The organism is Advenella incenata (assembly GCF_004217095.1).
In the GTDB taxonomy this organism is placed as follows: domain Bacteria; phylum Pseudomonadota; class Gammaproteobacteria; order Burkholderiales; family Burkholderiaceae_B; genus Advenella; species Advenella incenata.
Window position 1 is genome coordinate 2197449 of the sequence record NZ_SHKO01000001.1, and the last position, 26614, is coordinate 2224062.

The window sequence follows — 26614 nt, forward strand, 5'->3', positions numbered from 1 at the left end:
TGCCAGGGTATAAAAAGACTGGATCCATAAATTGGGTCCGGTCTTTTTTTTTCAGGTCGTTTCGGCCAGGCTGGCACAGACGGTAAAACGCAACCTTATAGCGGAACAGATTCAGCCAGTGTCAGGCGTTGATATGCGGTGCAAAAACACGCAAGGATGCTGTTGCTGGTCAGTCAATACGACGTGTTGTCTCCGGATCGAACCAGTGCAGATGATGTCGAGCATCCGCGCCGGCATTGATCGTGTCGCCGATCTTATAATTGGCAGAGGCCGTTTCATGGACATCGCAACGGATAACGACCAGGGTATCGCCAACCCGTCCGTGGATGAGTTTTTCGGATCCCAGAATTTCGATCATTTCAATCGTCATCGGGATGCCGGCTTGGTCCAGCTCGACGTGTTCTGGACGAAAGCCCAGGATAATCTCTTTGCCACGGGCGCGTTCCGGCACCTGTGTCGCGGGGATGGCCATTTTTTGACCGTCCTTGGTCATAATGTCACCGCTGGCGGTCACTGACACCGGGATCAGGTTCATCGGCGGTGAGCCAATGAAGGCGGCGACAAACGTCGTGGCCGGTTTCTCGAATACTTCAATCGGGGTGCCGATCTGTTCGGCAACGCCTTTGTTCATGACGATCATGCGGTCGGCCAGCGTCATGGCTTCGACCTGGTCATGGGTGACATACAGGCTGGTGGTGCGCAGGCGGCGATGCAGTTTCTGAATTTCCAGGCGCATCTGTACCCGCAGTTTGGCATCCAGGTTGGACAGCGGCTCATCGAACAGAAACACCTTGGGCTCCCGCACGATGGCGCGCCCCATGGCCACCCGCTGGCGCTGGCCGCCGGATAACTGCTTGGGCCGCCGATCAAGCAGGCTGCCCAGCTCCAGTATGCCAGCGGCCTGCTGCACCCGTTCATCAATCTGTTCTTTGGTTAGTTTGCGAATTTTCAGGCCATAAGCCATGTTTTCATAGACTGACATATGAGGGTAGAGGGCATAGTTCTGAAAGACCATGGCAATATCGCGCTCTGCCGGCTCCAGTCCATTAACGATGCTGCCGTCGATCAGGATCTGGCCTTCTGTCACCGATTCCAGGCCGGCGACCATGCGCATCAGCGTAGACTTGCCGCAGCCGGAGGGCCCGACGATGACAATGAATTCACCGTCCTGTACGTCCAGGCTTACGCCGTGGATCACGGCAACATTGCCGGGATAGGTTTTTCTGATGTCGTTAAATTGTAGTGTTGCCATTTTGATAATCCTTTATTTCTCGGTATCCACGAGACCCCTGACAAACCACTTCTGCATCAGCACCACGACCAGCCCGGGCGGAATCATGGCAAGCAGCGCGGTTGCCATCACAATATTCCAGTCGGTCACGCTGTCGCCGCCGCCGATCATGGTGCGAATGCCGACCACAATGGGGGTCATATCGTCTGTCGTTTTCATGACCAGGGGCCACAGGTACTGGTTCCAGCCGTAAGTGAACTGAATCACGAACAGGGCGGCAATGCTGGTTTTTGACAAGGGCAATAAAATATCGCGAAAAAAACGCAAGGGACCGGCGCCGTCAATTCGCGCGGCCTCGATCAGTTCATCGGGCACGGTCAGAAAAAACTGCCGGAACAAAAAGGTAGCCGTGGCCGAGGCAATCAGCGGCAAGGTCAGGCCGGCATAGGTATTGGTCAGGCCAAGACCGGCAACCACTTCAAAAGTAGGAGATATACGCACTTCCACCGGCAGCATCAGTGTGATGAAAATCATCCAGAAACACAGCATGCGAAACGGGAAGCGGAAATACACAACGGCAAACGCCGAGAGCATGGAAATGGTGATTTTTCCTATGGCGATTGTCATGGCGGTAACGAAGCTGACCCATAGCATATGGGCGACACTGCTTGGCGCAGAACTGGAGCCGCCAAGCAGGGCATTGGTATAGTTCTCTATGAAATGGCTGCCCGGCCAGAGGGACATGGGGGCATTGGCCACTTCCTGGGCAGTCTGGGTAGAGGCCACGATGGCAATATAGAGTGGGAAGGCCACCACGACCAGTCCAATAATCAGGATCAGGTGGGCCAGCAAGTCCAGTATGGGGCGTCGTTCAATCATTGCGGTATTTCCTTAGTACTGGACTTTACGGTCAACATAGCGGAACTGGATGACTGTGAGCCCAATCACAATCATCATCAAAATGACCGACTGCGCGCCGGACGAGCCGTAATCAAATGACTGAAATGCCGTCTTGTACACGTTGTAGACCAGTATGTTGGTGGATGTGCCGGGGCCACCCTGGGTCGTCGTATCGATAATCGCGAATGTTTCGAAAAAGGCATAGACGATATTGATGACCAGCAGGAAGAATGTGGTGGGCGACAGCAACGGGAACACGATGGTACGAAAGCGCCGGAACGGGCTGGCGCCATCGATGGCTGCTGCTTCCAGCAACGAGGTGGGAATGGACTGCAGGCCGGCAAGGAAAAACAGAAAGTTGTAGGAGATCTGTTTCCACACTGCGGCGATGACAACCAACGTCATGGCGTCTGTCGAATTTAGGCGTGGGTTCCAACTGATGCCAAGATTGGCCATATATACAGCCAGCGTGCCCACGGCGGGCGAAAACAGAAATGCCCACAGCACCCCCACGACGGCCGGTGCCACGGCATAGGGCCAGATCAGCAGGGTTTTGTAGGCGCCGGCTGCGCGCACTACGCGATTGGCCATGACCGCCAGCAATAGTGAGACAGTCAGTCCGATCACGGCGACCAACCCGGAAAACAGCAGTGTGACCCAGAACGAGGAATAATATGTGCTGTTGCTAAACAGGCTGGTGTAATTGTCCAGACCAACAAACTGTTGGTCACCGCCGAAGGCCGATTCGATAAAAAACGATTGCCAGATTGCCTGGCCGGCAGGCAGGAAGAAAAAGATGACTGTAATGATCAACTGCGGCGCCAGCAGCAGATAGGGCAGCAGTTTATGGTTGAAAACAACGCGTTTTTCCATGAGAGAATTCCGATGCAATATCCGGGAAAAACGACGCAACCCGGGTATATGGCGATAGACAAACAGCAGTGACGTTAACGGTCGGTATAGCAGGTCTGTTCAGACTGAAGACAATAGAACATTTGCCATTGCGCCGGCAAAACCGGCAGCGTTTCAATGTGAAAAATAATGACTGCAATAAAAATAAAACAGCGAGGGCAATGATGCTGTGCCCTCGCTGCCTGAACATTCAGAATACCTTATTTGTTGCCGTTTTCAAAACGAACCAGCAATTCATTCGCCCGTTTTTCCATGTCGGCAGCGCCGTCCTTGATGGACACCTTGCCGCCGAACATGGATTCCATGACGCCTTCCTCGATGTCACGGATCTGTGGCAGAAAGCCCAGACGTACACCACGCGATTGTGCTGTTGTTTCCACATTCAGTTGCTGGAACGGGACATCGGTGCCCGGGTTTTTGTCATAGTAACCGGAAGCTTTGGTGGCTTCGTAGGCGGCTTTGACCACAGGTACATATCCGGTATCCTGGTGCCATTTGGCAGCGACATCCGGTTTGGTCAGGTAATGGAAGAACGAGGTCACGCCTTTGTATACTTCCGGGGATTTTTTGGAGAATACCCACAGCGAAGCGCCGCCGATTACGCTGTTTTGCGGAGCGCCCTTGACGTCATTGTAATAGGGCAGTTTGGCAACGCCGAATTTGAATTTGCCGTTCTTCAGGATGTTGGCACGTGTGCCACTGGATCCAGTAAACATACCGCATTTTCCGGAGATAAAGAGGGCGTTGGCAGCGTCGCCGCGACCGCCGTAGGTGAAGGTGCCTTCCTTGGACATTTTGCTCAGAAATTCAAAGTGCTTCAGGAATGCGTCCGATTGCAATTCTACCCGGGCATCCAGGCCGCCAAAACCATTGTCTTTGGATGCGTAGGGAACGTTATGCAAGGCGGCGAAGTTTTCGATCAGCACCCAGGCCGGCCATGAGGTGGTGTAACCGCATTCGACCCCGGCTGCCTTCAGTTTTTTCGCGAAGGCTTCGATATCTGCATAGGTTTTGGGTCCCTGTTCAGGGTCCAGGCCGGCTTTTGCAAACAGGTCTTTGTTATAGAACATCACGGGTGTCGAACTGTTAAAGGGCATGGAAACCAGTTTGCCGCTGGTATCGGAATAGTAGCCGGCAATACCGGGCACGAAGGCTTTCGGGTCCAGGGGATTACCGGCTTTCTGTGCCATTTCCTGTACGGGTTCGATGGCGCCTTTGGAATACATCATGGTAGCCGTGCCCACTTCAAACACCTGGATGATATCCGGTGACTGTCCGGCACGGTATGCGGCGATCCCCGCGTTCATGGACTCTCCGTAATTGCCTTTATACGTTGCCTTGACGACATAGTCCTTCTGGGAAGCGTTGAAGTCTTTTACAATGTCGCTCACCCGTTCGCCCAGCGGGCCCTCCATTGAGTGCCAGAAAGTAACGTCGGTAGCAGCAAGGGCGCTGAAGCTGGCAAAGGACATGGCGCTGGCCAGGGACAAAGTACGGATCGTATAGCGCATGGTTGGATTCTCCGGGGGTAGGGATGTCCCGATGCAAAACGGGAACGTGATAAACGGCATTATAGTATGACTTGTTTGTGACAGAATAGTGACTATCCCTAACCCGTGGCGGGTGCGAGCGTTTGTCTCGAAAGTCCAGTAAAATCACCCGTTTGCTTGTCTTTTTGTCTGACTCAGCGTATTTTCTGATGTGCGGTCTGGCATTAGCAGAGTACAATCCCTGACCATGAAAAATTCACTTACTATCGCTTTTATCGGCGGCGGAAACATGGCAGGCGCCATGTTGGGCGGCCTGCTTGGCAATTTGTGCCGGCCACAGGACATCCTTGTTGTGGATCCCAGCCAGGCAACGCGTTCGGCGTGGGAAGACAAGGGCGTGGCCACCGCGGCTGCGGCCTCCGAAGCACTCAGTCAATATAAAGTCTGGATTTACGCCGTCAAGCCGCAAGTGATGCAGCAGGCCATTGATGCGTCGAACCGGTTTTTGCAGGACGACACGCTGGTAATCAGTATAGCTGCAGGTCTTACAACGGCATCGCTTTCCGGCTGGCTTGACCAGGCAGAGCCAGCGCGCGGCACCCGGCTTATTCGCTGTATGCCCAATACCCCGGCGCTGATCCGCCAGGGCATCACCGGGCTTTACGCCCTGCCTGCCGTACCCTCTTCGGATCGCGAACTGGCCCAGGAAGTGCTCAGTTCCGTTGGGCAAGTGGTTTGGGTAGACAATGAAGCACAACTGGACGCAGTCACGGCGCTCTCTGGCAGCGGTCCTGCCTATGTTTTCCTGTTTATTGAAGCGCTGATCGCTGGCGGCATCAACCTGGGGCTGAGCCAGGCGCAGGCGCAGCAACTTGCACTGGCCACACTGAAGGGGGCGAGCCTGCTTGCTGCCGATTCAGAGGATTCACCGGCACGATTGCGGGAAAACGTCACGTCGCCCGGCGGCACGACGGCGGCGGCGCTGAATCGATTTGCACAAGGCGATTTTGCAGGGTTGGTGCAGGCTGCCATGCAGGCGGCCAATGATCGGGCAGCCCAGATGGCACAGGAGTCGGCTGCAGCCGGCCAGCCCCCTCAAGATTCAGGAAAGAAATAGCATGAATGCTACAAGATTTGAAAAAATGACGATAAACCAGACACTGTTGGCTGTTGCCATCATGGGTCTGATCATCGTGTCGTCCAATATTCTGGTGCAGCCGCAATTTCATATCAACGCCTGGCTGACCTGGGGTGCCATCACGTATCCCATCTGCTTTCTGGTGACCGACCTGCTGAACCGGCGCTTCGGACCCTCACGGGCCCGACGCGTGGTGTGCATCGGTTTTATCTTTGCAGTGCTGGCATCCTATGTTGTGGCGGACTCGCGCATCGCGATCGCCTCCGGGGCGGCATTTCTTACGGCACAGCTGCTTGATATCCTGGTGTTTGACAAACTCCGCTACAAATCCTGGTGGAAAGCGCCTTTCATCGCAGGCTGGCTGGCTGCTATCATCGACACCTTCCTGTTTTTCGGCGTGGCCTTTGCCGGCACCGATGTACCATGGGTGACGCTGGCTACCGGTGACGTGGGCGTTAAACTGGTCATTAATGCGATGCTGCTGGCGCCGTTCCGCATCCTGATGTGGAATCTTGGCCGTCCAAGCAGTGCCCAGGCATAAAGCAGAAACAAATGCAGCATCAAGGAGTCAGGTGAGGCTGATGGCCAACCGTCATACTTGTTCTATCAGCAACGACGTAATCCAATAAGAGCAACGGAATCGCCATTCCATTCCAGACCGGTTTTCAGGCGGAGTGAGGACGGCACGGGGAGCGCATTATGCAGGAATTTCTACCTCAATTCATTCAACAGCTGATCAACGGCATGTCGCTGGGTGCGATCTATGCCCTGATCGCCATCGGTTACACCATGGTGTACGGCATTATCGGCATGATCAACTTTGCCCATGGCGAAATCTATATGATTGGCGCCTATGTGGGGCTGGTGACGCTATCGGCGCTCGGTATCAATCATGGCATTCCGATACCGTTGGTGATTATCGCCATGCTGCTGATCTCGGCTGTCGTTACCGGCTTTTATGGCTATGCGGTCGAAAAGATTGCCTATAGACCGCTACGCGGCAGCCCGCGACTGGTCGCTTTGATTTCCGCTATCGGTATGTCCATTTTCCTGCAGAACTGGGTTGCGATCGGCCAGGGCTCGCGCGATATGGCCGTGCCCAATCTGCTGGCAGGATCGTTCCAGTTCAGCCTGGGGGGTGATTTTGCCATTACGCTGACCTATTCCAGGCTAATGATCATGGGCGTGGTATTTGTGCTGATGGTCGCGCTGACGCTTTTCATTCGCCACTCCCGCATGGGCCGCGCATCCCGTGCCTGCTCCCAGGATATGCGTATGGCTAGCCTGCTGGGCATCGACACCAATCGTGTCATTTCGTTTACATTCATTCTGGGTGCGGTGCTTGCCGCAGTCGGTGGCGTATTGATTGCGTTGACCATCGGCAAGTTGAATCCGTTCATTGGTTTCATTGCCGGTATCAAGGCATTTACCGCCGCCGTGCTCGGCGGCATCGGCAGTGTTCCAGGCGCCATTCTGGGTGGCCTGTTGCTGGGCGTAGCCGAAACGATGGCCGCCGCCTACATTGGTTCGGAATATAAGGATATTGTGGCTTTTGGCTTGCTGGTGCTGATCCTGTTGTTCAGACCGACTGGGTTGCTGGGTAAACCGGAGGTAGAAAAAGTATGACGCAGAATCTGAAAAACGCCATTATTGCTACGCTGGTGGCCGGCATTCTTCTGACGCCCATTTTCGGGCTGGGCCTGGTTCGCCAGGGGGTGAGCATGGCGATTGTTCCGGACTGGAGCATCGTTTTGATAGGCATGGCAATCGTGTTTGTCGTGCAACTGCTCAAGCCGCTGGTATTCAAAGGCAACAAGTTATCACCAGCCAAAAAACTGCGTTCGGACCGGCATGCCGTCCTTGGGCAGAAGACCATGTTCGGCCTGTTTACCCTGATGCTGGTCATCGCCGTTGTCTGGCCTTTTTTCGGCGACCGCGGCCAGATAGATATTGCCACGTTGGTATTAATTTATGTCATGCTGGGTCTGGGACTAAATATCGTAGTCGGTTTCGCCGGGCTACTGGATCTGGGCTTTGTCGGGTTCTATGCGGTTGGCGCCTATACCTACGCATTGCTATACCACTGGGCAGGCTGGGGTTTCTGGGAGGCGCTGCCCCTGTCCGGCTTGTTTGCCGCGCTCTTTGGCTTTGTCCTGGGGTTTCCGGTTCTGCGCCTGCGTGGCGACTATCTGGCCATCGTTACCCTAGGCTTTGGTGAAATTATCCGCCTGTTGCTGACCAATCTGACCAGTCTCACCGGCGGTCCCGACGGCATTTCGGGTATTCCCAAGCCGTCGGTCTTCGGCTACGAGATGGTCCGTCGTGCGCCTGAAGGCGAGCAGACTTTTCACGACTTGATGGGATGGAAATTTGAAACCGTAGACGTGGTGATCTATCTTTATCTGATGGCGCTGGTGCTCGCGGTAATTACATTTATTATATCCGCCAGGCTGATCCGCATGCCCGTTGGTCGCGCCTGGGAAGCGCTGCGTGAAGACGAGATCGCCTGCCGCTCCCTGGGGATGAATCCCACGAAAATCAAATTATCGGCCTTTACCCTGGGCGCCATGTTTGCCGGTTTTGGCGGCGCGTTCTTCGCGGCGCGCCAAGGCCTGGTCAATCCCGAGTCGTTTACGTTTATTGAGTCAGCGCTGATTCTGTCCATTGTCGTATTGGGGGGCATGGGGTCACAGATCGGCGTGATTCTTGCCGCCATCGCCTTGACCGTTCTGCCAGAACTGGCGCGTCAGTTTGCCGAATACCGGATGCTGATATTCGGTCTGGTCATGGTGCTGATGATGATCTGGCGCCCGCAGGGCCTGTTGCCGGTCAAGCGTCCTCACGTGGAGATTGGAAAATGAGTGATGTAGTCCTGCGTGTCGAATCCCTTAAAATGCGTTTTGGCGGTCTGCTGGCTGTCGATTCGGTCAGCCTGCAAGTGCATAAGAATGAGGTCTTTGCCATTATCGGCCCTAACGGCGCAGGCAAGACCACCGTGTTTAACTGCATTAGTGGTTTTTACAAGCCTACAGAGGGCAGGATCGATCTGCACGGCAAGGCGCTTACCGGTTTACCCAGTCACAAGGTCGCCCAGCGCGGAGTGGTGCGCACATTTCAAAACGTGCGCCTGTTCAAGACCCTGACGGCCCTGGAAAATCTTCTGGTGGCTCAGCATACACAGCACGAGTCCAATTTTCTTGCTGGTCTGCTTAATTTGCCGTCTTACCGCCGGGCTGAGCGCAAGACGCTAGAGGCAGCACTGTTCTGGCTTGATTTCATGGGCATTCGCGAGTATGCGAATCGCGAAGCCGGTACCCTGGCATATGGCCATCAGCGCCGGCTGGAAATCGCCCGCTGCATGATCACCAAGCCGACATTGCTGTTGCTTGATGAGCCTGCGGCAGGGCTCAATCCGCAAGAGAAAAAGGACCTGTCCGGCCTGATCAATCGCCTGCGGCACGAATTTGACCTGTCTGTCTTGCTGATTGAGCATGATATGAGCCTGATTATGGGTATATCCGACAGGATCCTGGTCATGGAACATGGCAAGCCGATCGTGACCGGAGCGCCCGAAATCGTTCGCGCTGATCCACGGGTGATCAAAGCGTACCTGGGAGAAGAATAAGATGCTGAAACTGGACAATGTAAGTACACACTACGGCGCCATCCAGGCGCTCAATTCGGTGTCTATTGAAGTCAATGAAGGGGAAATCGTTACGTTGATCGGCGCCAATGGGGCCGGCAAGACGACTTTGCTGATGACTGTCTGTGGCAATCCCAGGGCCTCGGCCGGCACGATCCGGTTTCTGGACCAGGATATTACTGCTGAACCTACATCGTTGATCATGCGCCGGGGTATCGCAGTGTCACCGGAAGGACGGCGCGTCTTTCCTGATCTGACGGTTCTGGATAATCTGAAAATGGGCGGTTTTTTCCTGCCGCGCGATCAGATAGAGCAGGGTATTGATCATGTATTCGGATTGTTTCCCCGCTTGAAAGAGCGCGCCTCGCAACGGTCAGGCACCATGTCAGGCGGTGAGCAACAGATGCTGGCCATTGGCCGTGCACTGATGAGCAAACCGCGCCTGCTGTTGCTGGACGAACCCACGCTTGGCCTTGCACCGCTTATTATTGCGCAAATTTTTGAAATTATTCAGACCATTCGCGAGCAGGGCGTGACGGTCTTTCTGGTGGAGCAGAACGCGCACAAGGCGTTGAAGGTGGCCGACCGAGGATACGTACTTGAAACAGGCAGTGTTGTACTGGCCGACACGGGCGCCAATCTGCTGGTCAATGATGAAGTGCGCAAAGCCTACCTGGGGCACTGATTCTGCATGGTTATTGACGCGTGCTTATTGACCATGCGTTGTATCGCGAATTTGAACCCTTAGCTTGCGCCTCGGATGAACCCGGCTCTTTATTGTACTGCACGCGCACGATAATCTGTGCTGGGTAGCTTATCCGGATGGGTCCCGGAGCGGGCCGAGTTTAGAAGAGTCTTCGGCCCGTTTCTGTTGTCATTCATCCGCTCCGATTGGCCACTGCGGTGGGGCGACACCTATTTCGTATCAGGGCCGCTTCGATCGGATCATTTTGACAGAACCACTGCTGCAGCAGGCCACTTTTATCGGGCTGCGTCGGTGGTGGATGCCGATGTTGCATCAACTGACGGTTCTACCTTGGGCTCCTGGGATTCATTTTTGCCTGGCAGGGAGAGCGTTAGCAGGCCCGCCTTTTCTTTGGCGCGCTGATAGGCAGGCCGCAAGCGAATGGCTTCCAGAAAAGCCTTGATGTTCAGCAGATTGTCACCAACCAGGCCACGACCATGCAGTACCTGTAGCGCAAATCCCATCTGGATGTCGGCGGCGCTAAAGTGGCTGCCACAGAACCAGCCAGTATTGCCAAGTTCGGTGTCCAGGAAATCGAGCTTGGTGTTCAAGTCGGGCATGACAAAGCCCTCGAGTGTGCTGTTGACTGTCTTTTTCACAATGGAGCGTGCAAAAAAAGGCACCCGGGCATTGGCCATTTTATTGAGCACCAGCGTGAGCAAGGCCGGCGGCATTAGCGAGCCTTCGGCGAAATGCATCCATTGCGAATAACGCAGGTAGTCTTCGGAGCTGATGGGCGGACGCAATCCACGAGTGTCATAGCGGTTAAGCAGATACTCGATAATGGCGCCGGATTCGATCAAGGTGAAGCCGTTGTCGCACAGCACGGGCGCTTTCCCCAGGGGGTGCACGGCTTTTAAGGAGCTTTGCGCTCGCATGGTTTCCGGATGACGCTCGTGACGCTCAATCTGGTAACTCAGCTCAAGTTCTTCCAGCAGCCAGATGATGCGGAACGAACGTGAGGCTTCCAGATGGTGTAATGTGATCATAGCTTTCCCAGGTCAATTTTGATTACAGGTAACTGCCAGTTTACCAAAATGTGTGAATTGTTGCCGGGTATCACGCGTTGCCGTGCTCGCCCATGCAAGCTTGCAGTATGAATCGGGGCGAAGTTGCTATTGGAAGTTGCTATTGATTAGCGCGATAAGGAACGATGGCGGCATTGCGCATCAAAAGGCGTGCCAGGCAGGTGTAGCGGCTGCAATTGCGATTGTCGGCTAATCAAGTACGCAACCACAAGTTTGCGTGTCCGGTCATGTAGTAGCAGCGGCATAATCGCCGCTGCTACTACATTTATACTTAAACAGATTGACCGACAATGCCAGGACGGAATCAGAGCATAATCGGAAACAGGCAGAATGCAGAACGTTTAGCCTGCTGCGTCGGGCTCAGAGCAGTGAGCGGATTTTTTCCGTCACCTGCTCTGGTGTTTCGCTGTCGGAGGCCAGATAGCGGGCGTGGCCGTCTTTATCAAAAATATAAATGCCGCGGCCATGCATCACTTCGTATGCTTGCGGATTGCTGGCATCCTTGGGTTTGCTGATCTGGTAGGCAACACGGTAGCGGCGCGCGACAGAGGCGATCTGCTGCTCACTGCCGGTCAGCCCGATCGCGCCATTATTGAATGCATCGACATACGCCTGCAGCACTTCAGGCGTATCACGGTGCGGATCAACGCTAATGAAGAGAATCTGTGCCTCTTTGGCCTTGGGACCCAGTTGTTGCATTACTTCGGACAGCTGCGCCATGGTCGTGGGACAGATGTCCGGGCAACTGGCGTAACCGAAAAACAGCATCACGACCTTGCCTTTTACCGCTTGTTCGGTCAAGGTTTTACCTGCGCTTGCATTAAGCGAGAAGGACAGATCGGGCAGGTGATTGGCTATTGGATAGATGGTTGTCGGACGCTGGCTTTGCGTCGCTCCAGGGACATCGGGGATGCCCTGGGCGACTGCTGCATGAAATACGAAGGGTGCGGCCAGGGCCAGCAGCAGGGAATGGCGAAAACGCATGATACTTCCAATAAAAAATCAGGCGGTGGCCTCGACCACAAGCCCGCTGTGACGCAGCAGGGCTTCGGGTGAGGGGCCACGGCCGCGAAATGCCTCAAATGATTCTGCAGCGGGGCGTGAACCGCCTACGGCCAGAATCTGCTCCTTGAACGATTGACCGATTTGCGGATTCAAAGTTCCCCGATCGCTGTCAGCGTGCTCTTCAAAGAGACTATAAGCATCAGCAGACAATACCTCGGCCCACTTGTAGCTGTAATAGCCCGCGCCGTAGCCGCCGGCAAACAGATGGGAAAAGTTATGCGCAAACCGGTTCCAGGAAGGCGGCATAATCACGGCCACCTCCTGACGGACCTGATCCAGGATCTGCATCACGGTGTCAATGGTGGTTGGCTTAGCGCGTGTGTGAATTAGCATATCGAATAATGAGAATTCAATCTGACGCACCATTTGCATGCCGCTTTGGAAGTTGCGAGCCGATAGCAGTCGCTCGAACAAATCGCGATCCATTTGCTTGCCTGTTTCCCAATGCACGGCCATGCTGCGCATGACCGGCCACTCCCAGACGAAATTTTCCATGAACTGGGAGGGCAGTTCGATTGCGTCCCATTCGACACTGGCAAAAGGCGAGGCCGCAGGTTCGTCTACTTTTGACAGCAACGCATGCAAGGCATGTCCTGTTTCATGAAACAGCGTGATGACATCGTCATGGGTCAGCAGGGCAGGCTTGCTCCCCTGGGGACGCGAGAAGTTGCAGTTAAGGTAAACAACCGGCATGATGTTCAACGTACCGGTGACATGCCTGCTTCGTTCGCTGTCAACCCACGCGCCGCTTTGTTTTCCCTTGCGGGCGTACAGGTCGGTATACAGGTGGCCGATGACGCGCCCCTGTTCCTGCACTTCAAAAACACGTACGTCGCTATGCCATACCGGCGCTTCGAAGGGTACCAGATCTATACCGAATAGCGTTTTGATCACACCAAACAGCCCGTTCATGACGTTTGCTTCGCTCAGATATTGCCGGACTTCTTCGTCCGAGTACGCGTATCTGGCCTGACGCAACTGTTCTGAAACGTAGGTGTAGTCCCAAGGCTCCAGGGTGCTCATGCCCAGTTCCTTGGCTGCGAAATCGCGCAATGTCGCGACGTCCTGTTGGGCAAACGGGCGAGCTTTTGTCGCCAGATCGCGCAGGAATGCGATCACCTGATCTGCCGATTGGGCCATGCGGGTTTGCAGGCGCATCTGTGCAAAGTTGGCAAAGCCCAGCAGATGCGCATCTTCCAGCCGCAAGTCGAGCAGTTTTTCAATGACAGGCGAGTTGTCGTATTGCGGTTCGCCCAACTCCGAGGCCAGCGTAGCGTAGCCGCGATAGAGTGCTTCACGCAAGGTGGCGCTTTTCGCATATTGCATGACCGGCAGATAGGATGGCATTTTCAGGGTAAAGCGCCATCCGGCCTGCGCGGATTGGTCGGCGCCGGCGGTGCTATCGGACCCTTCGGCGCCATCAGCCTCGGCCGATTGAGCGGCGGCTTCGCTTGCAGCCTGAGCCGCTGCGTCAATCACGTCCTGCGGCAAGCCGTCGAGCATGGCGGCGTCATGGACCTGATAGTGCCAATTGTCCATGGCATCGAGCGCATTCTCGGAAAACTTCTGCGAAGTCAGTGCGATGTCTTCATTCAATTGCGCATAACGCTGCCTTTTTTCGCCTTCCAGTTGGACGCCGCTTAAACGGAAATCGCGTAGCGCCAGTTCAATGATGCGCTTGCGGGTTGGGGTGTAACTTGTGAATTCGGCACTCTTGGAGACTGCAAGATAGCGCTCGAACAGATTCCGGTTCAGGCCGATCCAGGTGGAAAACTCAGTAATGACCGGCAGCATGCCATTGTAAGCTTCACGCAGCGCTGCGGTATTGATGACGGCATTCAGGTGTCCGGCGACCGACCAGGCACGCCACAGACGGCTGGATAAGGCCTCCATGGGTTCAATGAAATTATCCCAACCGGGCTGGGTGCTATCGCTGACCAGCGCTTCGATCCCCTGGCGCGTTTGTGCCAGAAGCAGTTCGATGGCCGGCGCGATATGTTCCGGCTTGATCGAAGCGTAGTCGATCAGGTCAGAAATGGGAGCGAGCAGTGGATTGCCGGTTGTGGCAACGGTCTGGACAACCTGGGTTTGCGTCATAGTTAAGCTTTCTGTTTCAGATTCTGTTGTTCGGCTGCGTGCACAGTATTGAGGAGCAACATGACAATGGTCATGGGGCCGACGCCGCCGGGCACGGGTGTGATGGCAGCGGCTACTTGCCGGGCGCTTTCAAATTGCACATCGCCCTTGAGCTTGCCGTCCTGACCGCGATTGATACCTACATCGATGACCACTGCGCCGGGTTTGATCATATCGCCCGTGATCATTTCAGGTTTGCCGGTAGCGACCACCAGAATATCAGCACGTCGTGTTTGGGCGCCCAGATCGCGGGTTTTCGAATTGCATATGGTGACGGTTGCGCCGGCTTTCTGCAATAGCAAAGCCATTGGCTTGCCAACGATGTTGCTGGCGCCCACCACGACCGCCTCGGCGCCGCGAATGGTTACCTGTTCGTCTTCCAGCATTTTCATGATCCCGTATGGGGTGCAGGGAATGAAGGTGGGCTTGCCGATCATCAACGCCCCGGCGTTGCTCACGTGAAAACCATCCACATCCTTGGCCGGCGAGATCGCTTCGATAACGGTATCGGCATTGAAATGCGGCGGCAGAGGCAACTGAACCAGAATACCATTGACCGAGGCATCGTTATTGAGCGTGTTGATACGCGCCAGCAGCTCGGCTTCGGTCATCTGCGCCGGATAGGTTTCAACCGAAGAGGTCAGCCCAAGCTTGTTGAACGTGTTGGCCTTGTGATTGACATATACCTGCGAGGCAGGGTCGTCACCAACTAGAATTACCGTAAGGGAAGGGACGATACCCTGTTCTTTGAGCCGGGCCAGATGCGGAACCATTTGCAGCTTGAGTTTTTCGGCCAGCTGTTTGCCATCAATAATGCGTGCTGTCATGTTGTGTTTGCAGTCCTACTTTACCAAAGCCACTTTCATTAAGTCGGCCACCGTGGTTACTTCCAGTTTTTCCATAATGTTGGCGCGATGCGCTTCGACCGTTTTGATGCTGATGTTCAAATCGTCGGCAATTTGTTTGTTCAGCCTGCCGGCCACAATGCGCTCAAGGACCTGTTGTTCGCGGGCGGTCAGGCGGCCGATGAGTTCTTCATGGTTTTTGCGGGCCTGTTGCTCGGAGGCGTTGTTAACAGCCTGCTCCAGCATGCGTGCGATGATTTCGCGCAGGTCCGCTTCGTTAAACGGTTTTTCCAGAAAGTCGACGGCACCTTTTTTCATTGTGGACACTGCCATGGGCACATCGCCGTGGCCCGTAATGAACACCACAGGAATGGTCGCCTTGCGTGCCACCAGGGTCTCTTGCAATTCCAGGCCTGACATACCCGGCATACGCACGTCGGCAATCAGCACGCTGATGACATTCGGGTTGTAGCCTTCGAGGAATTTTTCCGCGCTATCGAAGGCCACGACCTGATAGCCGTTAGCCTCAAGGAGCCAGCGCAGCGAATCACGCACCGCTTCGTCATCATCTACGATATATACAATGCTGCTTGGGTTATTCATACGGTTAATTCCTCTTTGATAGGTGTGTCATTGGGCTCTTGTGGAGCACAGGGCAGGGTGAAATGAAACAGGGTGCCTCCGTCCGGATTGGCCTGTGCCCAGAGTCTGCCATGGTGTGATTCGATAATGGTGCGACATATATTCAGGCCCATTCCCAGGCCTTCGGATTTGGTACTGAAAAAAGGCTCGAACAGTCGTTCGGGCTCTTGTATGCCGTGGCCACGATCGGTCACGATAAATTCGACCAACTGGTTCTGCTGTTTGATTTCCACGGTCAGCAGGTCATGCTCGGAGTGGTTCATCGCTTCCAGGCCGTTTTTGACCAGATTCAGCAGTACCTGTTCGATCAGAATCGGGTCTGCCAGCACATGGGGAATATGATCGGGAATAATGGCTTCGATACGTATCTGCCGTTTGCGGGCGTCGATCTCGGCAAAGTCCAGCGCGTGCTCGACGATTTCTTCAACGGGGACGCGCTGGCGGCGCGGCTCACTGCGTTTGACGAATTCGCGGATGCGGCTGACAATTTTGCCGGCGCGCTCGGCCTGGTTTGCCGCTTTTTCCAGCGCAGAAAGCAGCGATTCGTTGGTAGCCCGTCCTGATTTGAGCATCGCTACTGCAGCCATATTGTAATTGGCAATGGCAGTCAGCGGCTGGTTCAGTTCGTGCGCAAGTGATGAGGCCATTTCCCCCATGGTAGTCAGGCGGCTGGTGAGCTGGATTTTTTCCTGCTGGTTACGTGACTCTTCCTCGTGCTTGCGCCTCTCGGTAATGTCGCGCGCCACCTGCAGGCGAACACGCCGCCCATCGGTCCAGACCAGCATGCGATGCTGCACTTCAAACCAGCTGTTGACACTGGGTGCATACTGTTCGATGGAGTCTTCGGTAAAACGGCCGCGTCGGCCGGCCAGCAGTTCCGCGTGGCCCTGGGGCTGCGAGCCGAAAAGACGGCGATAGGTACGATTGGCAAACAGCAACTCGCGGCCGTTCACGGTATCTGCGACCACGGAAATCGCATCGTCCAGCCCTTCGAGAACCGTCATGAAACGCTCGTGGGCCGCGGCCAGGGCTTCGCGCACACGCTTCGGTTCGGTAATGTCGGTCATGGAGGTCATCCAGCCGATCTGCTCGCCATTGGGATCGCGCAGGGCTGAGACATACATGCGCGAAGTAAAGCGCGAGCCGTCGCGCCGCTGCGCTTCCACTTCCAGGCCGGTGCTGGGCGTTTTGCCGGACATCAGGATATCGAGGGTGCGCTGGTGTTCGTCGTAGCGGCCCGGCACCCAATAGGGAAAGGGCGTGCTTTTGCCCAGCAGGTCCGCCTCGTTCCATCCCATCATGCGGCAAAAGGCTGGGTTGACGTAGGCGATACGGCCCTGCATGTCCAGCACGCGCATGCCGGTTGACATGGAGTTTTCCATGGCGCGGCGAAAACTGGTTTCAGCCTGCAGGGCAGCTTCGGCATGTGAGCGAAAACGCGTATAGCGCCATAAGGCGAGCAGGCTGATAATGATGATCAGGGAGAGGGCGATGACGAAAAATAGCAGCCGTTGCTGGCGGGTCTCTTCGTCCATGGTAATGAACATGACGCTTTGGCTGTGCAAACGCTGCAGCCAGAAAAAACCGGCCATAACCAGCAGGTACAGTACCAGAACAAAAACGGGGGTGATCCAGTACAGGCCGCGTTTTCTGAATTTTGCGCTATCGTAAAAAGACGAGGTAAGCAAAGATTTGCTTGGTAATTCGGGCATGCTCATGATCACAATTCATAACCTGGACATTTTAAAGGAGTTAGATGCAAATTCACAGCAACTGCGCAAATTTTGTCATTTAGTCATGTTGCACTGCAATGTAAATTTCACATTATAAAATTCAATATCATTATATAAAATATTCCTTGTCAGAGGCGGCCTGCTCTTTTAGAATGGGCAGCAGTCAGGTGTACAAACCCGCAAACCGGGTTTCCCTGCGCACCGAAAATGGTATGGTTACACAAACACGATAGTGCCGTGGCCAGCATAAAAAATCGATATGGAGAACTGAATGTCTACATCAGATACCCCTCAGACAGGCAAGTCCACAGATGTGGATAGCGTAGAAACCCAGGAATGGCTCGATTCACTGGAAGCAGTACTGGACAGGGAGGGGCCTGAACGTGCGCACTTTCTGCTTGAGCGACTGACCGACCTGGCACGCAGGTCCGGCTCCAATATTCCGTATTCCCCCCATACAGCCTATGTAAATACCATACCACCCGGACTGGAACCGCGACATCCGGGCAACATGGCCATGGAAGAGCGTATTCGCTCTTATGTGCGCTGGAATGCCATGGCGATGGTGGTCAGGGCCAATAAACACAATCCTGAGGACGGTGGCGATCTGGGTGGTCATATCGCCTCGTTTGCTTCGCTGGCAACCATGATCGGTTGCGGCCAGAACCATTTCTGGCACGCTGCGACTGAAGATCATGGCGGCGATTTGGTGTATTTCCAGGGTCACTCTTCGCCCGGCGTGTACGGACGCGCCTATCTTGAAGGACGGCTGACCGAAGACCAGTTGGACAACTTCCGTCAGGAAGTGGGCGGCAAGGGGCTGCCTTCCTATCCGCACCCCAAACTCATGCCGGAATTCTGGCAGTTCCCAACCGTCTCCATGGGTCTGGGCCCATTGATGGCGATTTATCAGGCCCGGTTCCTGAAGTACCTGCATGCCCGCGGCCTCGCCGACACCAGCAAACGCAAGGTCTGGGTGTTCTGCGGTGATGGTGAAATGGATGAGCCGGAATCACTGGGCGCCATCAGTCTGGCTGCACGCGAAAAACTGGATAACCTGATTTTCGTGATCAACTGCAACCTGCAGCGTCTTGACGGACCGGTACGCGGCAACGGCAAGATCATCCAGGAGCTGGAAGGCGAATTTCGCGGTAGCGGCTGGAATGTGATCAAGCTCATCTGGGGCGGTTACTGGGATCCACTGTTGGCGCGCGACAAGGAAGGCATTCTGCGCAAAGTCATGCAGGAAACCGTTGACGGCGAATACCAGGCTTGCAAGGCCAATGATGGTGCCTATGTTCGTGAACACTTCTTCGGCAAGGACCCGCGCCTGCTGGAAATGGTCAGCCGCATGAGCGACGAGGAAATCTGGCGCTTAAACCGTGGCGGTCACGATCCCTACAAAGTATATGCTGCATTTGACGCTGCCAAGAACTCGGTCGGCCAGCCTACCGTCATTCTGGCCAAAACCATCAAGGGTTACGGTTTGGGTGCTATCGCGCAGGGCCAGAACCCGGCTCACCAGCAAAAGAAACTGGACATCAATTCGCTCAAGGGCTTCCGCGATCGTTTCAATATTCCGATTGCCGACGATCAGCTTGAAAACCTGCCGTACTACAAGCCGTCTGAAGATTCACCTGAAATGAAGTATCTGCGCGAGCAGCGCGAGAAATTGGGCGGCTACTACCCAAGTCGTCGTCCGCTGGCGGACGAAAAACTCAAAGTGCCGGCACTGGATGTGTTCAAGGCTGTGCTTGAGCCGACCAGCGAAGGTCGTGAAATTTCAACAACACAGGCGTTTGTGCGCTTTTTGAATCAACTGCTGCGCGACAAGCAGTTGGGTGAGCGGATTGTGCCGATTCTGGCCGACGAATCGCGCACTTTTGGTATGGAAGGGTTGTTCCGCCAAATCGGTATTTATGCGCCGGAAGGGCAGAAGTACACGCCTGTGGATAAAAACCAGGTGATGTACTACAAGGAATCGGCCGATGGCCAGTTGCTGCAGGAAGGGATCAACGAGGCTGGCGCATTTGCTTCTTGGATTGCCGCCGCGACATCCTATTCGACCAACAACCGAATCATGATTCCGTTCTTCATCTACTACTCGATGTTCGGATTCCAGCGGGTTGGAGATCTGGCATGGGCTGCAGGCGATATGCAGGCCCGCGGCTTCCTGCTTGGCGGTACGGCCGGTCGCACCACGCTCAATGGCGAAGGTTTGCAGCATGAAGATGGCCACAGCCATATTCTTTCTTCAACCATTCCAAACTGCGTCAGCTACGACCCGACGTTTTCGCACGAAGTGGCCGTGATCATGCAGCATGGTCTGAAGCGCATGGTTGAAAATCAGGAAAACGTGTATTACTACATCACGCTGATGAACGAAAACTATGCTCAGCCTGGACTCAAAGAGGGCGATGCGGATGGCATTATCAAGGGTATGTACAAGCTGCAGTCGACAAGTGGCGGCAAGCATCATGTGCAGTTGATGGGATCTGGCACCATTTTGCGCGAAGTCATGAAAGCTCAGGAACTGCTCAAACAGGACTGGGATATTTCTTCAGATGTGTGGAGCGTAACCAGTTTCACCGAGCTGCGCCGCGAAGGTCTGGATGTGGACCGTCACAACCTGCTCAACCCCGATGGCAAACCGCAAGTGCCTTACATTACCAAGCAGTTGGAAACATCAGAAGGTCCGATCATTGCGTCGACCGACTATATGAAACTGTTTGCAGATCAGGTACGGGACTTTATGCCCAAAGGGCGTACGTACCGGGTGCTGGGCACCGACGGATTCGGCCGTTCCGACTTCCGTTACAAACTGCGTGAGCACTTTGAAGTGGATCGTCATTTCGTAGTTCTGGCTGCGCTCAAGGCGCTGGCCGACGACGGTGCGATCGACAAATCAAAAGTGAGCGAAGCCATTCAGAAATATGGCATTGACACCAACAAAGCCAATCCTCACCACGCATAAGGCAGATCATTATGAGCAATGTAATCGAAATCAAGGTTCCGGACATTGGTGATTTCAGTGAGGTGGAAGTCATTGAGTTGCTGGTGGCGCCGGGCGATACCGTCAAGGAAGAGCAAAGCCTTATTACTGTCGAGTCGGATAAGGCATCCATGGAAATTCCTTCTTCCGCTTCTGGCGTTGTCAAAGAGATCAGCGTCAAGGTTGGCGACAAAGTGGCCCAAGGTAAGGTTATCCTGACGCTCGAAGCCGAGCAGGCCGCAGCGGCGGACAACGGCAAGCCTGCCGCCGGGAATGCGGCGGACGATGCTGCCAAGCCGGCGGACAAGGAGCAGCCTGCTGAACAGCAAGAGGCAACACAACCGGCTGGCACCGACAGTGGCAGCGCCACGCTGGAGGTGACGGTACCGGATATCGGTGACTTTAGCGAGGTAGAAGTCATTGAAGTGCTGGTTGCACCGGGCGATAAAGTCAAGCAGGAGCAAAGCCTGATTACCGTGGAGTCGGACAAGGCCTCCATGGAAATCCCGTCTTCTGACGACGGGGAAGTTGAAGCGGTGCTGGTCAAGGTGGGTGATAAAGTGGCCAAAGGCACGGCCATTGTCAAGCTCAAGTCTGGCGGTGGTGCTGCCAAAGCGGCTGCGGTGCCTGCCGAGACCAAGAACAAACCGGCCGATAGCAATGCTGACAAGGCCCAGGGCGAGCCGGCTACTGCTGCCAAGGCGCCTGCGCCTCAGGCAAGCGGCGCGGCGCAGCAACGTGTTTCACCCACGGCGGCTTTCGGGTCTGCTGTATCTGCCCGCAGTTTGCCGCATGCTTCGCCATCGGTTCGGAAATTTGCCCGGGAATTGGGTGTGGACCTCACCCAGATTACCGGCTCTGGAGAGAAACAGCGCATTACGCAGGACGATGTTCGCAAATTCGTCAAGGCCGCGCTTTCTGTCGCCACCAGTACGTCTTCTACGACCACCAGCTCGCAAGTGGGCGGTGGCGGCCTGAGCGTTCTGGACTGGCCGAATATCGACTTCTCCAAATTCGGACCGATAGAAAGCAAGCCGTTGTCGCGCATCAAGAAAATTTCTGGCGCCAACCTGCATCGCAACTGGGTCATGATTCCGCATGTGACAAATAACGAGCAGGCCGATATTACCGAACTGGAAGCCTTCCGGGTTGCCATGAACAAGGAATATGAAAAGGCCGGCGTCAAGTTCACCATGCTGGCGTTCCTGATCAAGGCCGTGGTTTCTGCACTGCAGAAGTTTCCGGAATTTAACGCCTCGCTCAGTGGCGATAATCTGGTGCTCAAGCAGTACTATCATGTCGGATTTGCAGCCGATACGCCAAACGGCCTGGTCGTGCCGGTGATTCGTGATGCCGACAAAAAAGCGGTCAGTCAGATTGCCAAGGAAATGACCGAGCTGGCCAAACTGGCACGGGATGGCAAATTGTCGCCAGCCCAGATGCAGGGCGGGTGTTTTTCCATCAGTTCGCTCGGCGGTATTGGCGGCACAAGCTTTACGCCTATTATCAATGCGCCCGAAGTGGCCATTCTGGGCGTTTCAAAATCTGCCATGCAACCGGTATGGAACGGTAAGGAATTTGCACCGCGCCTGATGTTGCCGCTGTCGCTTTCCTATGATCATCGCGTAATCGACGGTGCCGCTGCAGCGCGCTTTAATGCGTATCTGGCTGCAGTTCTGGCGGATTTCCGCCGTGTCCTGATCTGACGGAGATATTGATGAGTCAAGTAGAAATCAAGGTGCCCAATATCGGCGACTTCGATGCGGTAGAAGTAATCGAAGTGCTGGTCGCCGAAGGCGATACGGTCAAGGAAGAACAGAGCCTGATTACCGTTGAGTCGGACAAGGCTTCGATGGAAATCCCGTCGTCGGCTGCCGGCAAGGTTGTGTCCCTGTCGGTTAAAGTGGGCGACAAGGTTGCCGAGGGCGATATTATTCTGATGCTTGAAGCTGCCGCGGCAGGTGCACAGGCTGCGGCCGGCGACAAGCCAGCGGCGCAGGACAAGGTGCAGCCTGCTGCAAAAAGCGATGCGGCTGCGGTTCAGAAAGCGGCTGGCGCTGGCGACAACGAAAAAAGCCGCGATGGCGCCGTTGATTCACCAGACAAGCGGCCAGCACAGGGCACGGGTGACAGTAAATCTGCGGACGTTGCTGCTGGCAGTGAGGTGAAGTACTCGCCTCCGGCATCGGCGCCTGCGGACGGCTGCGATGTGCTCGTACTGGGCGCCGGTCCTGGCGGTTATTCTGCTGCGTTCCGTGCCGCCGACCTGGGACTAAACGTAGTACTGGTCGAACGCTACGCCACACTGGGTGGCGTATGTCTGAACGTCGGATGTATTCCCTCCAAAGCGCTGTTGCACAGCGTGGCGGTACTGGAAGAGGCGAAACACCTGTCCCAAAATGGCATTACCTTTGGTGAGCCGACCATCGATCTGGACAAGCTGCGTGCCAGCAAAGACAAGGTGGTTTCCACACTAACTGGTGGTCTGACCGGCATGGCCAAGGCGCGCAAGGTCAAGGTGATCCAGGGGTTGGGCGAGTTTGCCGACGAACATCATTTGACTGTAAAGAAAGATGATGGATCAAGCGAAACAGTGGCCTTCAAGCACGCCATTATTGCGGCTGGCAGTCAGTCGGTGAAACTGCCGTTTCTGCCGGAAGACGAAAGGATTGTCGATTCCACCGGCGCCTTGAAACTGCAAAGCATTCCGGAAAAAATGCTGATTATAGGCGGCGGCATTATCGGCCTGGAAATGGGCACGGTCTATTCCGCGCTTGGCGCACGCCTGGATGTTGTTGAAATGCTCGATGGCTTGATGCAGGGCGCAGATCGCGATCTGGTCAAGGTATGGCAAAAGAAAAACGAAGGTCGTTTCGATCAGATCATGGTAAAAACCAAAACGGTTGCGGCCCAGGCCAAGCCCGATGGTATCTGGGTTACGTTCGAAGGTGACGCGGCGCCGGCCGAGCCGCAAAGATATGATCTGGTTTTGCAGGCGGTGGGGCGTTCACCCAACGGCGCAAAAATCGGGGCCGACAAGGCCGGGATTCAGGTGTCAGAACGCGGGTTCATTGAAGTGGATGAGCAGATGCGAACCAATGTGCCACATATATTTGCCATTGGCGATATCGTGGGGCAACCCATGCTGGCGCACAAGGCCGTACATGAGGCGCATGTGGCTGCCGAAGTGATCGCAGGACATAAGAGTTATTTTGATGTGCGTGTGATTCCTTCTGTTGCCTATACCGATCCGGAAGTGGCCTGGGCAGGTTTGACAGAGGAAGAAGCCAAGAAGCAGGGCATCAAGTACGAAAAGGGTGTGTTCCCCTGGGCGGCGTCGGGTCGGGCCATTGCCAATGGTCGCTCCGAAGGCTTTACCAAGTTGCTGTTTGATGCCCAGACCCATCGGATCATTGGCGGCAGCATCGTGGGTACCCATGCTGGCGATCTGATTTCCGAAGTGGCGCTGGCTGTGGAGATGGGCGCCGATTCTGTTGATATTGGCAAGACCATCCATCCTCATCCAACGCTTGGCGAATCGGTGGGCATGGCAGCAGAGGTCGCGCATGGTACATGTACCGATCTGCCTCCGGTCAAACGCAAGTAGACCGGTTGTCCTGCGCTGACGGCAGCGACACTTAGTATGTGCCGCGGCTGTCAGCGCAACGATACCGTGGTGCTATCTGGTTTTCCGCTGGCTGCGCAGGCTGCAGGCAAGTACAGAACACTCTTATTTCCGGTTAACGCCGAAAATAGGGGTGTTTTTCATTTTGATGACTTAAAATTCTGCTTTCGGGTATTTCATTTTTATTATGTCTGCCGTTCCTACTAGTAAGCACTCGCTGGCCGATTGGCTGGCCTATCTTGAATCCCTGCACCCCAAGGCGATCGAACTCGGTCTGGACCGCGTCAGAACGGTAGCCCAGCGCCTGCAGGCCTGCGAGGGCGGCGGCGTCAAAATCATTGTGGGTGGAACCAACGGTAAGGGCTCCACCTGCGCCATGCTCGAGGCCATTTATCTGGCCGCCGGATACAAAACCGGCCTGTATACCTCTCCTCATCTGATCGATTTCAATGAACGCATCCGTCTTCGTGGCGAACTGGCCACAGACGAGCAAATTGTCCGGCAGCTGGCGCAAATTGAGACGGCGCGCGGCGAAATATCGCTCACATACTTCGAATACACGACGTTGGCTGCGCTGTTGCTGTTCAAGGAACATCAAACCGACGTGGCTATTTTGGAAGTCGGCCTGGGCGGGCGGCTGGATGCCGTCAATATTGTGGATGCAGATTGTTCCATCGTTACCAGCGTTGATGTAGATCATGTCGAATGGCTCGGGGATACCCGGGAGAAAATCGGCTGGGAAAAGGCGCATATTTTCCGCAAGGGAAAACCGGCCATTTGCAGCGACCCGCAGCCACCGCAATCCGTGCTTGACTACGCGCGTGAGATAGAAGCAGATCTGTGGTTATTCGGGCACGATTTTAACTATTCGGCGGACAAGCAGCAGTGGGCTTTTGCTGGTCGAAATCAGCGGCGCAATGCGCTGGCGTATCCTGCCTTGCGTGGCGCCAACCAGTTGCTCAACGCGTCGGCTGCGCTGGCCGCCATCGAGTCGTTGCGGGATCGGCTGGCTGTTCCACAGCAGTCGGTGCGCCAGGGCCTGATCCAGGCAGTGCTGCCCGGACGCTTTCAGATTATTCCCGGGCAGCCAACCGTGGTGCTGGACGTGGCGCACAACCCGCAAGCTGCGGCGGTGCTTGCCCACAATCTGGATAGCATGGCCTATTTTCCCTATACCCATGCGGTAGTCGGCATGGTCAATGACAAGGATTGCGATGAGGTCATCAAAAAGTTCGGCCGCAAGGTGGACCATTGGTATTGCGCAAGTCTTGACGGCGAGCGTGGTCGCAGCGGTCAGGATATTGCCGAAAGAGTGCGCGAGCAGTTGCCGGCGGATGCCGAAGGGTTACCAACCGTAACGGTTTTCGATTCTCCGGCGGCTGCCTATGATTCTGCACGTTCAAAGGCCGCCGACAATGATAGAATAGTCGTGTTTGGCTCGTTTTTAACCGTGGCCGCAGTTTTACAGCATTTGGGGCGTCCAGCCGTCTGAAGCTTATCTTTATAAATAGTCGGGAATAAGTTATGGGTTTATTCAATTCACAAGATAATGATCGGCCGGGGCAACGCCGTACCCAGTCAGAACAGAACCAGGCCAATGACCTGCGGGTCAAGGCCAGAAACCGGCTGATTGGCGCGATTATTCTTGTTCTTGCTGCGATCATTATCGTGCCTATGGTGCTCGATACCGGCGGCACAGACAGTACGCCGACACCGGCGCAGAAACCGCCTTTGGTCTCGGGCGGGGGTAGCGACAGCAATTCCCTGTCCGTAACCACAACGCCGGGCGTTGAGTCCAGCGGTCCAAGTTCCACATCGCAGCAGGCCACCGTTGATGGCAGCGTATCGCAGACCCCGCCTGTGACAGGATCGGTCGCTGCAGGAACCGCTGAGCAGCCACAGGATCCAGGGGCTGCGCCGGAAGGCCAGGAGCCAGGCTTGACAGGACTGACAGAAGCTATTGATCCGAACCGATCCATCGCTTCGGGTACGGCAAACCAGCCGGTAACGCCCGAGGATCAGGCCGAGCAGGCAAAGCAGGAAGCCGCTGCCCAGGCTAAAGCCCAGGCAGATGCCAAAAAGGCAGCTGAACGCAAGAAGGCCGCAGCCAACAAAGCTGCAGAGCAGCCTAAAAAGCCTGGTGTGATCCGGGATAACAGTCGCACCGATGATGGCTCCCGTGCGCTGGCCATCCTGGAAGGTCGTGAACCGGCACAGGCCGAGAAAAGCAAACCGAAGGTTACCTCGGGAGATTATTCCCTGCAGATCGCTTCCTACGGCTCTTCGGACGACGCGCAAAGTCGTCGCAGCAAACTGGCCGCCGAGGGCGTGTCCAATGTGTATGTTCAGAATTCTGTCGTAAACGGCAAGCAGATTTATCGTTTGCGCGTAGGTCCGTTCAAATCACGTGAGGCTGCACAGGCAGCGCAAACCCGCCTTCGTTCACTGGGTTATGACAACGGTTTCATTTCGTCGAACTGATATCCATG

21 protein-coding genes are annotated in these 26614 nt (G+C 55.2%); 11 read left to right on the forward strand and 10 right to left on the reverse strand.

Annotation, left to right across the window (positions count from 1 at the left end):
• Window positions 1-169 precede the first annotated feature (169 nt).
• The 4 genes from EV681_RS09930 to ugpB form a co-directional block, all read right to left on the reverse strand.
• Window positions 170-1252 carry a sn-glycerol-3-phosphate import ATP-binding protein UgpC gene (locus tag EV681_RS09930; protein ID WP_128394255.1) on the reverse strand — a complete coding sequence of 361 codons (1083 nt, stop codon included), beginning with the start codon at window positions 1250-1252 and terminating at the stop codon, window positions 170-172.
• 12 nt (window positions 1253-1264) lie between these two features.
• Window positions 1265-2110 carry a sn-glycerol-3-phosphate ABC transporter permease UgpE gene (gene ugpE / locus EV681_RS09935; RefSeq protein WP_128394254.1) on the reverse strand — a complete coding sequence of 282 codons (846 nt, stop codon included), beginning with the start codon at window positions 2108-2110 and terminating at the stop codon, window positions 1265-1267.
• A 12-nt stretch (window positions 2111-2122) separates the two neighbouring features.
• Entirely contained in the window at window positions 2123-3004 is an 882-nt protein-coding gene (gene ugpA, locus EV681_RS09940; RefSeq protein ID WP_128394253.1) for a sn-glycerol-3-phosphate ABC transporter permease UgpA, read from the reverse strand.
• A 239-nt stretch (window positions 3005-3243) separates the two neighbouring features.
• A complete protein-coding gene (ugpB, locus tag EV681_RS09945) occupies window positions 3244-4554 on the reverse strand; it encodes a sn-glycerol-3-phosphate ABC transporter substrate-binding protein UgpB (RefSeq protein WP_130303839.1) in 1311 nt (436 codons plus the stop codon).
• 226 nt (window positions 4555-4780) lie between these two features.
• On the opposite strand from ugpB, the gene proC reads away from it, so the two are divergent.
• The 6 genes from proC to EV681_RS09975 all read left to right on the forward strand — a co-directional run bounded on the left by proC (window position 4781) and on the right by EV681_RS09975 (window position 9999).
• On the forward strand, window positions 4781-5650 hold the full coding sequence (gene proC / locus EV681_RS09950) for a pyrroline-5-carboxylate reductase (protein WP_128394251.1): 870 nt from the start codon (window positions 4781-4783) through the stop codon (window positions 5648-5650).
• A gap of 1 nt (window position 5651) precedes the next feature.
• Entirely contained in the window at window positions 5652-6212 is a 561-nt protein-coding gene (locus tag EV681_RS09955; RefSeq protein WP_242612186.1) for a queuosine precursor transporter, read from the forward strand.
• Between the two features lie 158 nt (window positions 6213-6370).
• Window positions 6371-7297: a high-affinity branched-chain amino acid ABC transporter permease LivH gene (gene livH / locus EV681_RS09960; protein ID WP_128394250.1), complete on the forward strand. Its 927-nt coding sequence runs from the start codon at window positions 6371-6373 to the stop codon at window positions 7295-7297.
• The gene (gene livM, locus EV681_RS09965; protein ID WP_128394249.1) at window positions 7294-8532 is read left to right on the forward strand and encodes a high-affinity branched-chain amino acid ABC transporter permease LivM; all 1239 of its coding nucleotides are present in this window, start codon (window positions 7294-7296) and stop codon (window positions 8530-8532) included. Before livH ends, livM begins: the two co-directional genes overlap by 4 nt.
• Window positions 8529-9296, forward strand: coding sequence for a high-affinity branched-chain amino acid ABC transporter ATP-binding protein LivG (livG, locus tag EV681_RS09970; protein ID WP_128394248.1), 768 nt, complete (start codon window positions 8529-8531; stop codon window positions 9294-9296). Before livM ends, livG begins: the two co-directional genes overlap by 4 nt.
• 1 nt (window position 9297) lies before the next feature.
• On the forward strand, window positions 9298-9999 hold the full coding sequence (locus EV681_RS09975) for an ABC transporter ATP-binding protein (protein WP_128394247.1): 702 nt from the start codon (window positions 9298-9300) through the stop codon (window positions 9997-9999).
• Window positions 10000-10295: 296 nt separating this feature from the next.
• Here EV681_RS09975 and EV681_RS09980 read toward each other — a convergent pair whose 3' ends face one another.
• The 6 genes from EV681_RS09980 to EV681_RS10005 form a co-directional block, all read right to left on the reverse strand.
• On the reverse strand, window positions 10296-11048 hold the full coding sequence (locus EV681_RS09980) for a glutathione S-transferase family protein (RefSeq protein WP_130303840.1): 753 nt from the start codon (window positions 11046-11048) through the stop codon (window positions 10296-10298).
• 399 nt (window positions 11049-11447) lie between these two features.
• A complete protein-coding gene (locus EV681_RS09985; RefSeq protein ID WP_128394245.1) occupies window positions 11448-12071 on the reverse strand; it encodes an SCO family protein in 624 nt (207 codons plus the stop codon).
• Between the two features lie 18 nt (window positions 12072-12089).
• On the reverse strand, window positions 12090-14249 hold the full coding sequence (locus EV681_RS09990; RefSeq protein WP_130303841.1) for a M3 family metallopeptidase: 2160 nt from the start codon (window positions 14247-14249) through the stop codon (window positions 12090-12092).
• Window positions 14250-14251: 2 nt separating this feature from the next.
• Window positions 14252-15115, reverse strand: a complete 864-nt coding sequence (gene folD / locus EV681_RS09995; protein WP_128394243.1) for a bifunctional methylenetetrahydrofolate dehydrogenase/methenyltetrahydrofolate cyclohydrolase FolD — start codon at window positions 15113-15115, stop codon at window positions 14252-14254.
• A 15-nt stretch (window positions 15116-15130) separates the two neighbouring features.
• A complete protein-coding gene (locus tag EV681_RS10000; protein WP_130303842.1) occupies window positions 15131-15736 on the reverse strand; it encodes a response regulator transcription factor in 606 nt (201 codons plus the stop codon).
• On the reverse strand, window positions 15733-17487 hold the full coding sequence (locus tag EV681_RS10005; RefSeq protein WP_130304061.1) for a PAS domain-containing sensor histidine kinase: 1755 nt from the start codon (window positions 17485-17487) through the stop codon (window positions 15733-15735). Before EV681_RS10005 ends, EV681_RS10000 begins: the two co-directional genes overlap by 4 nt.
• A 292-nt stretch (window positions 17488-17779) precedes the next feature.
• Between EV681_RS10005 and aceE the strand changes: the two genes are divergently transcribed.
• From aceE to EV681_RS10030, 5 genes are all read left to right on the forward strand, one after another.
• Window positions 17780-20482 (forward strand): pyruvate dehydrogenase (acetyl-transferring), homodimeric type, encoded by a 2703-nt coding sequence (aceE, locus tag EV681_RS10010; protein WP_128394241.1) that lies wholly within the window; start codon window positions 17780-17782, stop codon window positions 20480-20482.
• 11 nt (window positions 20483-20493) lie between these two features.
• On the forward strand, window positions 20494-22206 hold the full coding sequence (gene aceF / locus EV681_RS10015) for a dihydrolipoyllysine-residue acetyltransferase (RefSeq protein WP_130303843.1): 1713 nt from the start codon (window positions 20494-20496) through the stop codon (window positions 22204-22206).
• 8 nt (window positions 22207-22214) lie between these two features.
• Entirely contained in the window at window positions 22215-24107 is a 1893-nt protein-coding gene (gene lpdA, locus EV681_RS10020) for a dihydrolipoyl dehydrogenase (RefSeq protein WP_130303844.1), read from the forward strand.
• A gap of 205 nt (window positions 24108-24312) precedes the next feature.
• Entirely contained in the window at window positions 24313-25617 is a 1305-nt protein-coding gene (gene folC / locus EV681_RS10025; RefSeq protein WP_128394238.1) for a bifunctional tetrahydrofolate synthase/dihydrofolate synthase, read from the forward strand.
• Between the two features lie 32 nt (window positions 25618-25649).
• On the forward strand, window positions 25650-26606 hold the full coding sequence (locus EV681_RS10030; RefSeq protein ID WP_128394237.1) for an SPOR domain-containing protein: 957 nt from the start codon (window positions 25650-25652) through the stop codon (window positions 26604-26606).
• The last annotated feature ends 8 nt before the right edge of the window (window positions 26607-26614 follow it).

Excerpts from the sequence above, each read along its gene's own strand:
- EV681_RS09930 (WP_128394255.1), bottom strand. The coding sequence starts at position 1,252 with ATGGCAACACTACAATTTAACGACATCAGAAAAACCTATCCCGGCAAT.
- ugpE (WP_128394254.1), bottom strand. The coding sequence starts at position 2,110 with ATGATTGAACGACGCCCCATACTGGACTTGCTGGCCCACCTGATCCTG.
- ugpA (WP_128394253.1), bottom strand. The coding sequence starts at position 3,004 with ATGGAAAAACGCGTTGTTTTCAACCATAAACTGCTGCCCTATCTGCTG.
- ugpB (WP_130303839.1), bottom strand. The coding sequence starts at position 4,554 with ATGCGCTATACGATCCGTACTTTGTCCCTGGCCAGCGCCATGTCCTTT.
- proC (WP_128394251.1), top strand. The coding sequence starts at position 4,781 with ATGAAAAATTCACTTACTATCGCTTTTATCGGCGGCGGAAACATGGCA.
- EV681_RS09955 (WP_242612186.1), top strand. The coding sequence starts at position 5,652 with ATGAATGCTACAAGATTTGAAAAAATGACGATAAACCAGACACTGTTG.
- livH (WP_128394250.1), top strand. The coding sequence starts at position 6,371 with ATGCAGGAATTTCTACCTCAATTCATTCAACAGCTGATCAACGGCATG.
- livM (WP_128394249.1), top strand. The coding sequence starts at position 7,294 with ATGACGCAGAATCTGAAAAACGCCATTATTGCTACGCTGGTGGCCGGC.
- livG (WP_128394248.1), top strand. The coding sequence starts at position 8,529 with ATGAGTGATGTAGTCCTGCGTGTCGAATCCCTTAAAATGCGTTTTGGC.
- EV681_RS09975 (WP_128394247.1), top strand. The coding sequence starts at position 9,298 with ATGCTGAAACTGGACAATGTAAGTACACACTACGGCGCCATCCAGGCG.
- EV681_RS09980 (WP_130303840.1), bottom strand. The coding sequence starts at position 11,048 with ATGATCACATTACACCATCTGGAAGCCTCACGTTCGTTCCGCATCATC.
- EV681_RS09985 (WP_128394245.1), bottom strand. The coding sequence starts at position 12,071 with ATGCGTTTTCGCCATTCCCTGCTGCTGGCCCTGGCCGCACCCTTCGTA.
- EV681_RS09990 (WP_130303841.1), bottom strand. The coding sequence starts at position 14,249 with ATGACGCAAACCCAGGTTGTCCAGACCGTTGCCACAACCGGCAATCCA.
- folD (WP_128394243.1), bottom strand. The coding sequence starts at position 15,115 with ATGACAGCACGCATTATTGATGGCAAACAGCTGGCCGAAAAACTCAAG.
- EV681_RS10000 (WP_130303842.1), bottom strand. The coding sequence starts at position 15,736 with ATGAATAACCCAAGCAGCATTGTATATATCGTAGATGATGACGAAGCG.
- EV681_RS10005 (WP_130304061.1), bottom strand. The coding sequence starts at position 17,487 with ATGCCCGAATTACCAAGCAAATCTTTGCTTACCTCGTCTTTTTACGAT.
- aceE (WP_128394241.1), top strand. The coding sequence starts at position 17,780 with ATGTCTACATCAGATACCCCTCAGACAGGCAAGTCCACAGATGTGGAT.
- aceF (WP_130303843.1), top strand. The coding sequence starts at position 20,494 with ATGAGCAATGTAATCGAAATCAAGGTTCCGGACATTGGTGATTTCAGT.
- folC (WP_128394238.1), top strand. The coding sequence starts at position 24,313 with ATGTCTGCCGTTCCTACTAGTAAGCACTCGCTGGCCGATTGGCTGGCC.
- EV681_RS10030 (WP_128394237.1), top strand. The coding sequence starts at position 25,650 with ATGGGTTTATTCAATTCACAAGATAATGATCGGCCGGGGCAACGCCGT.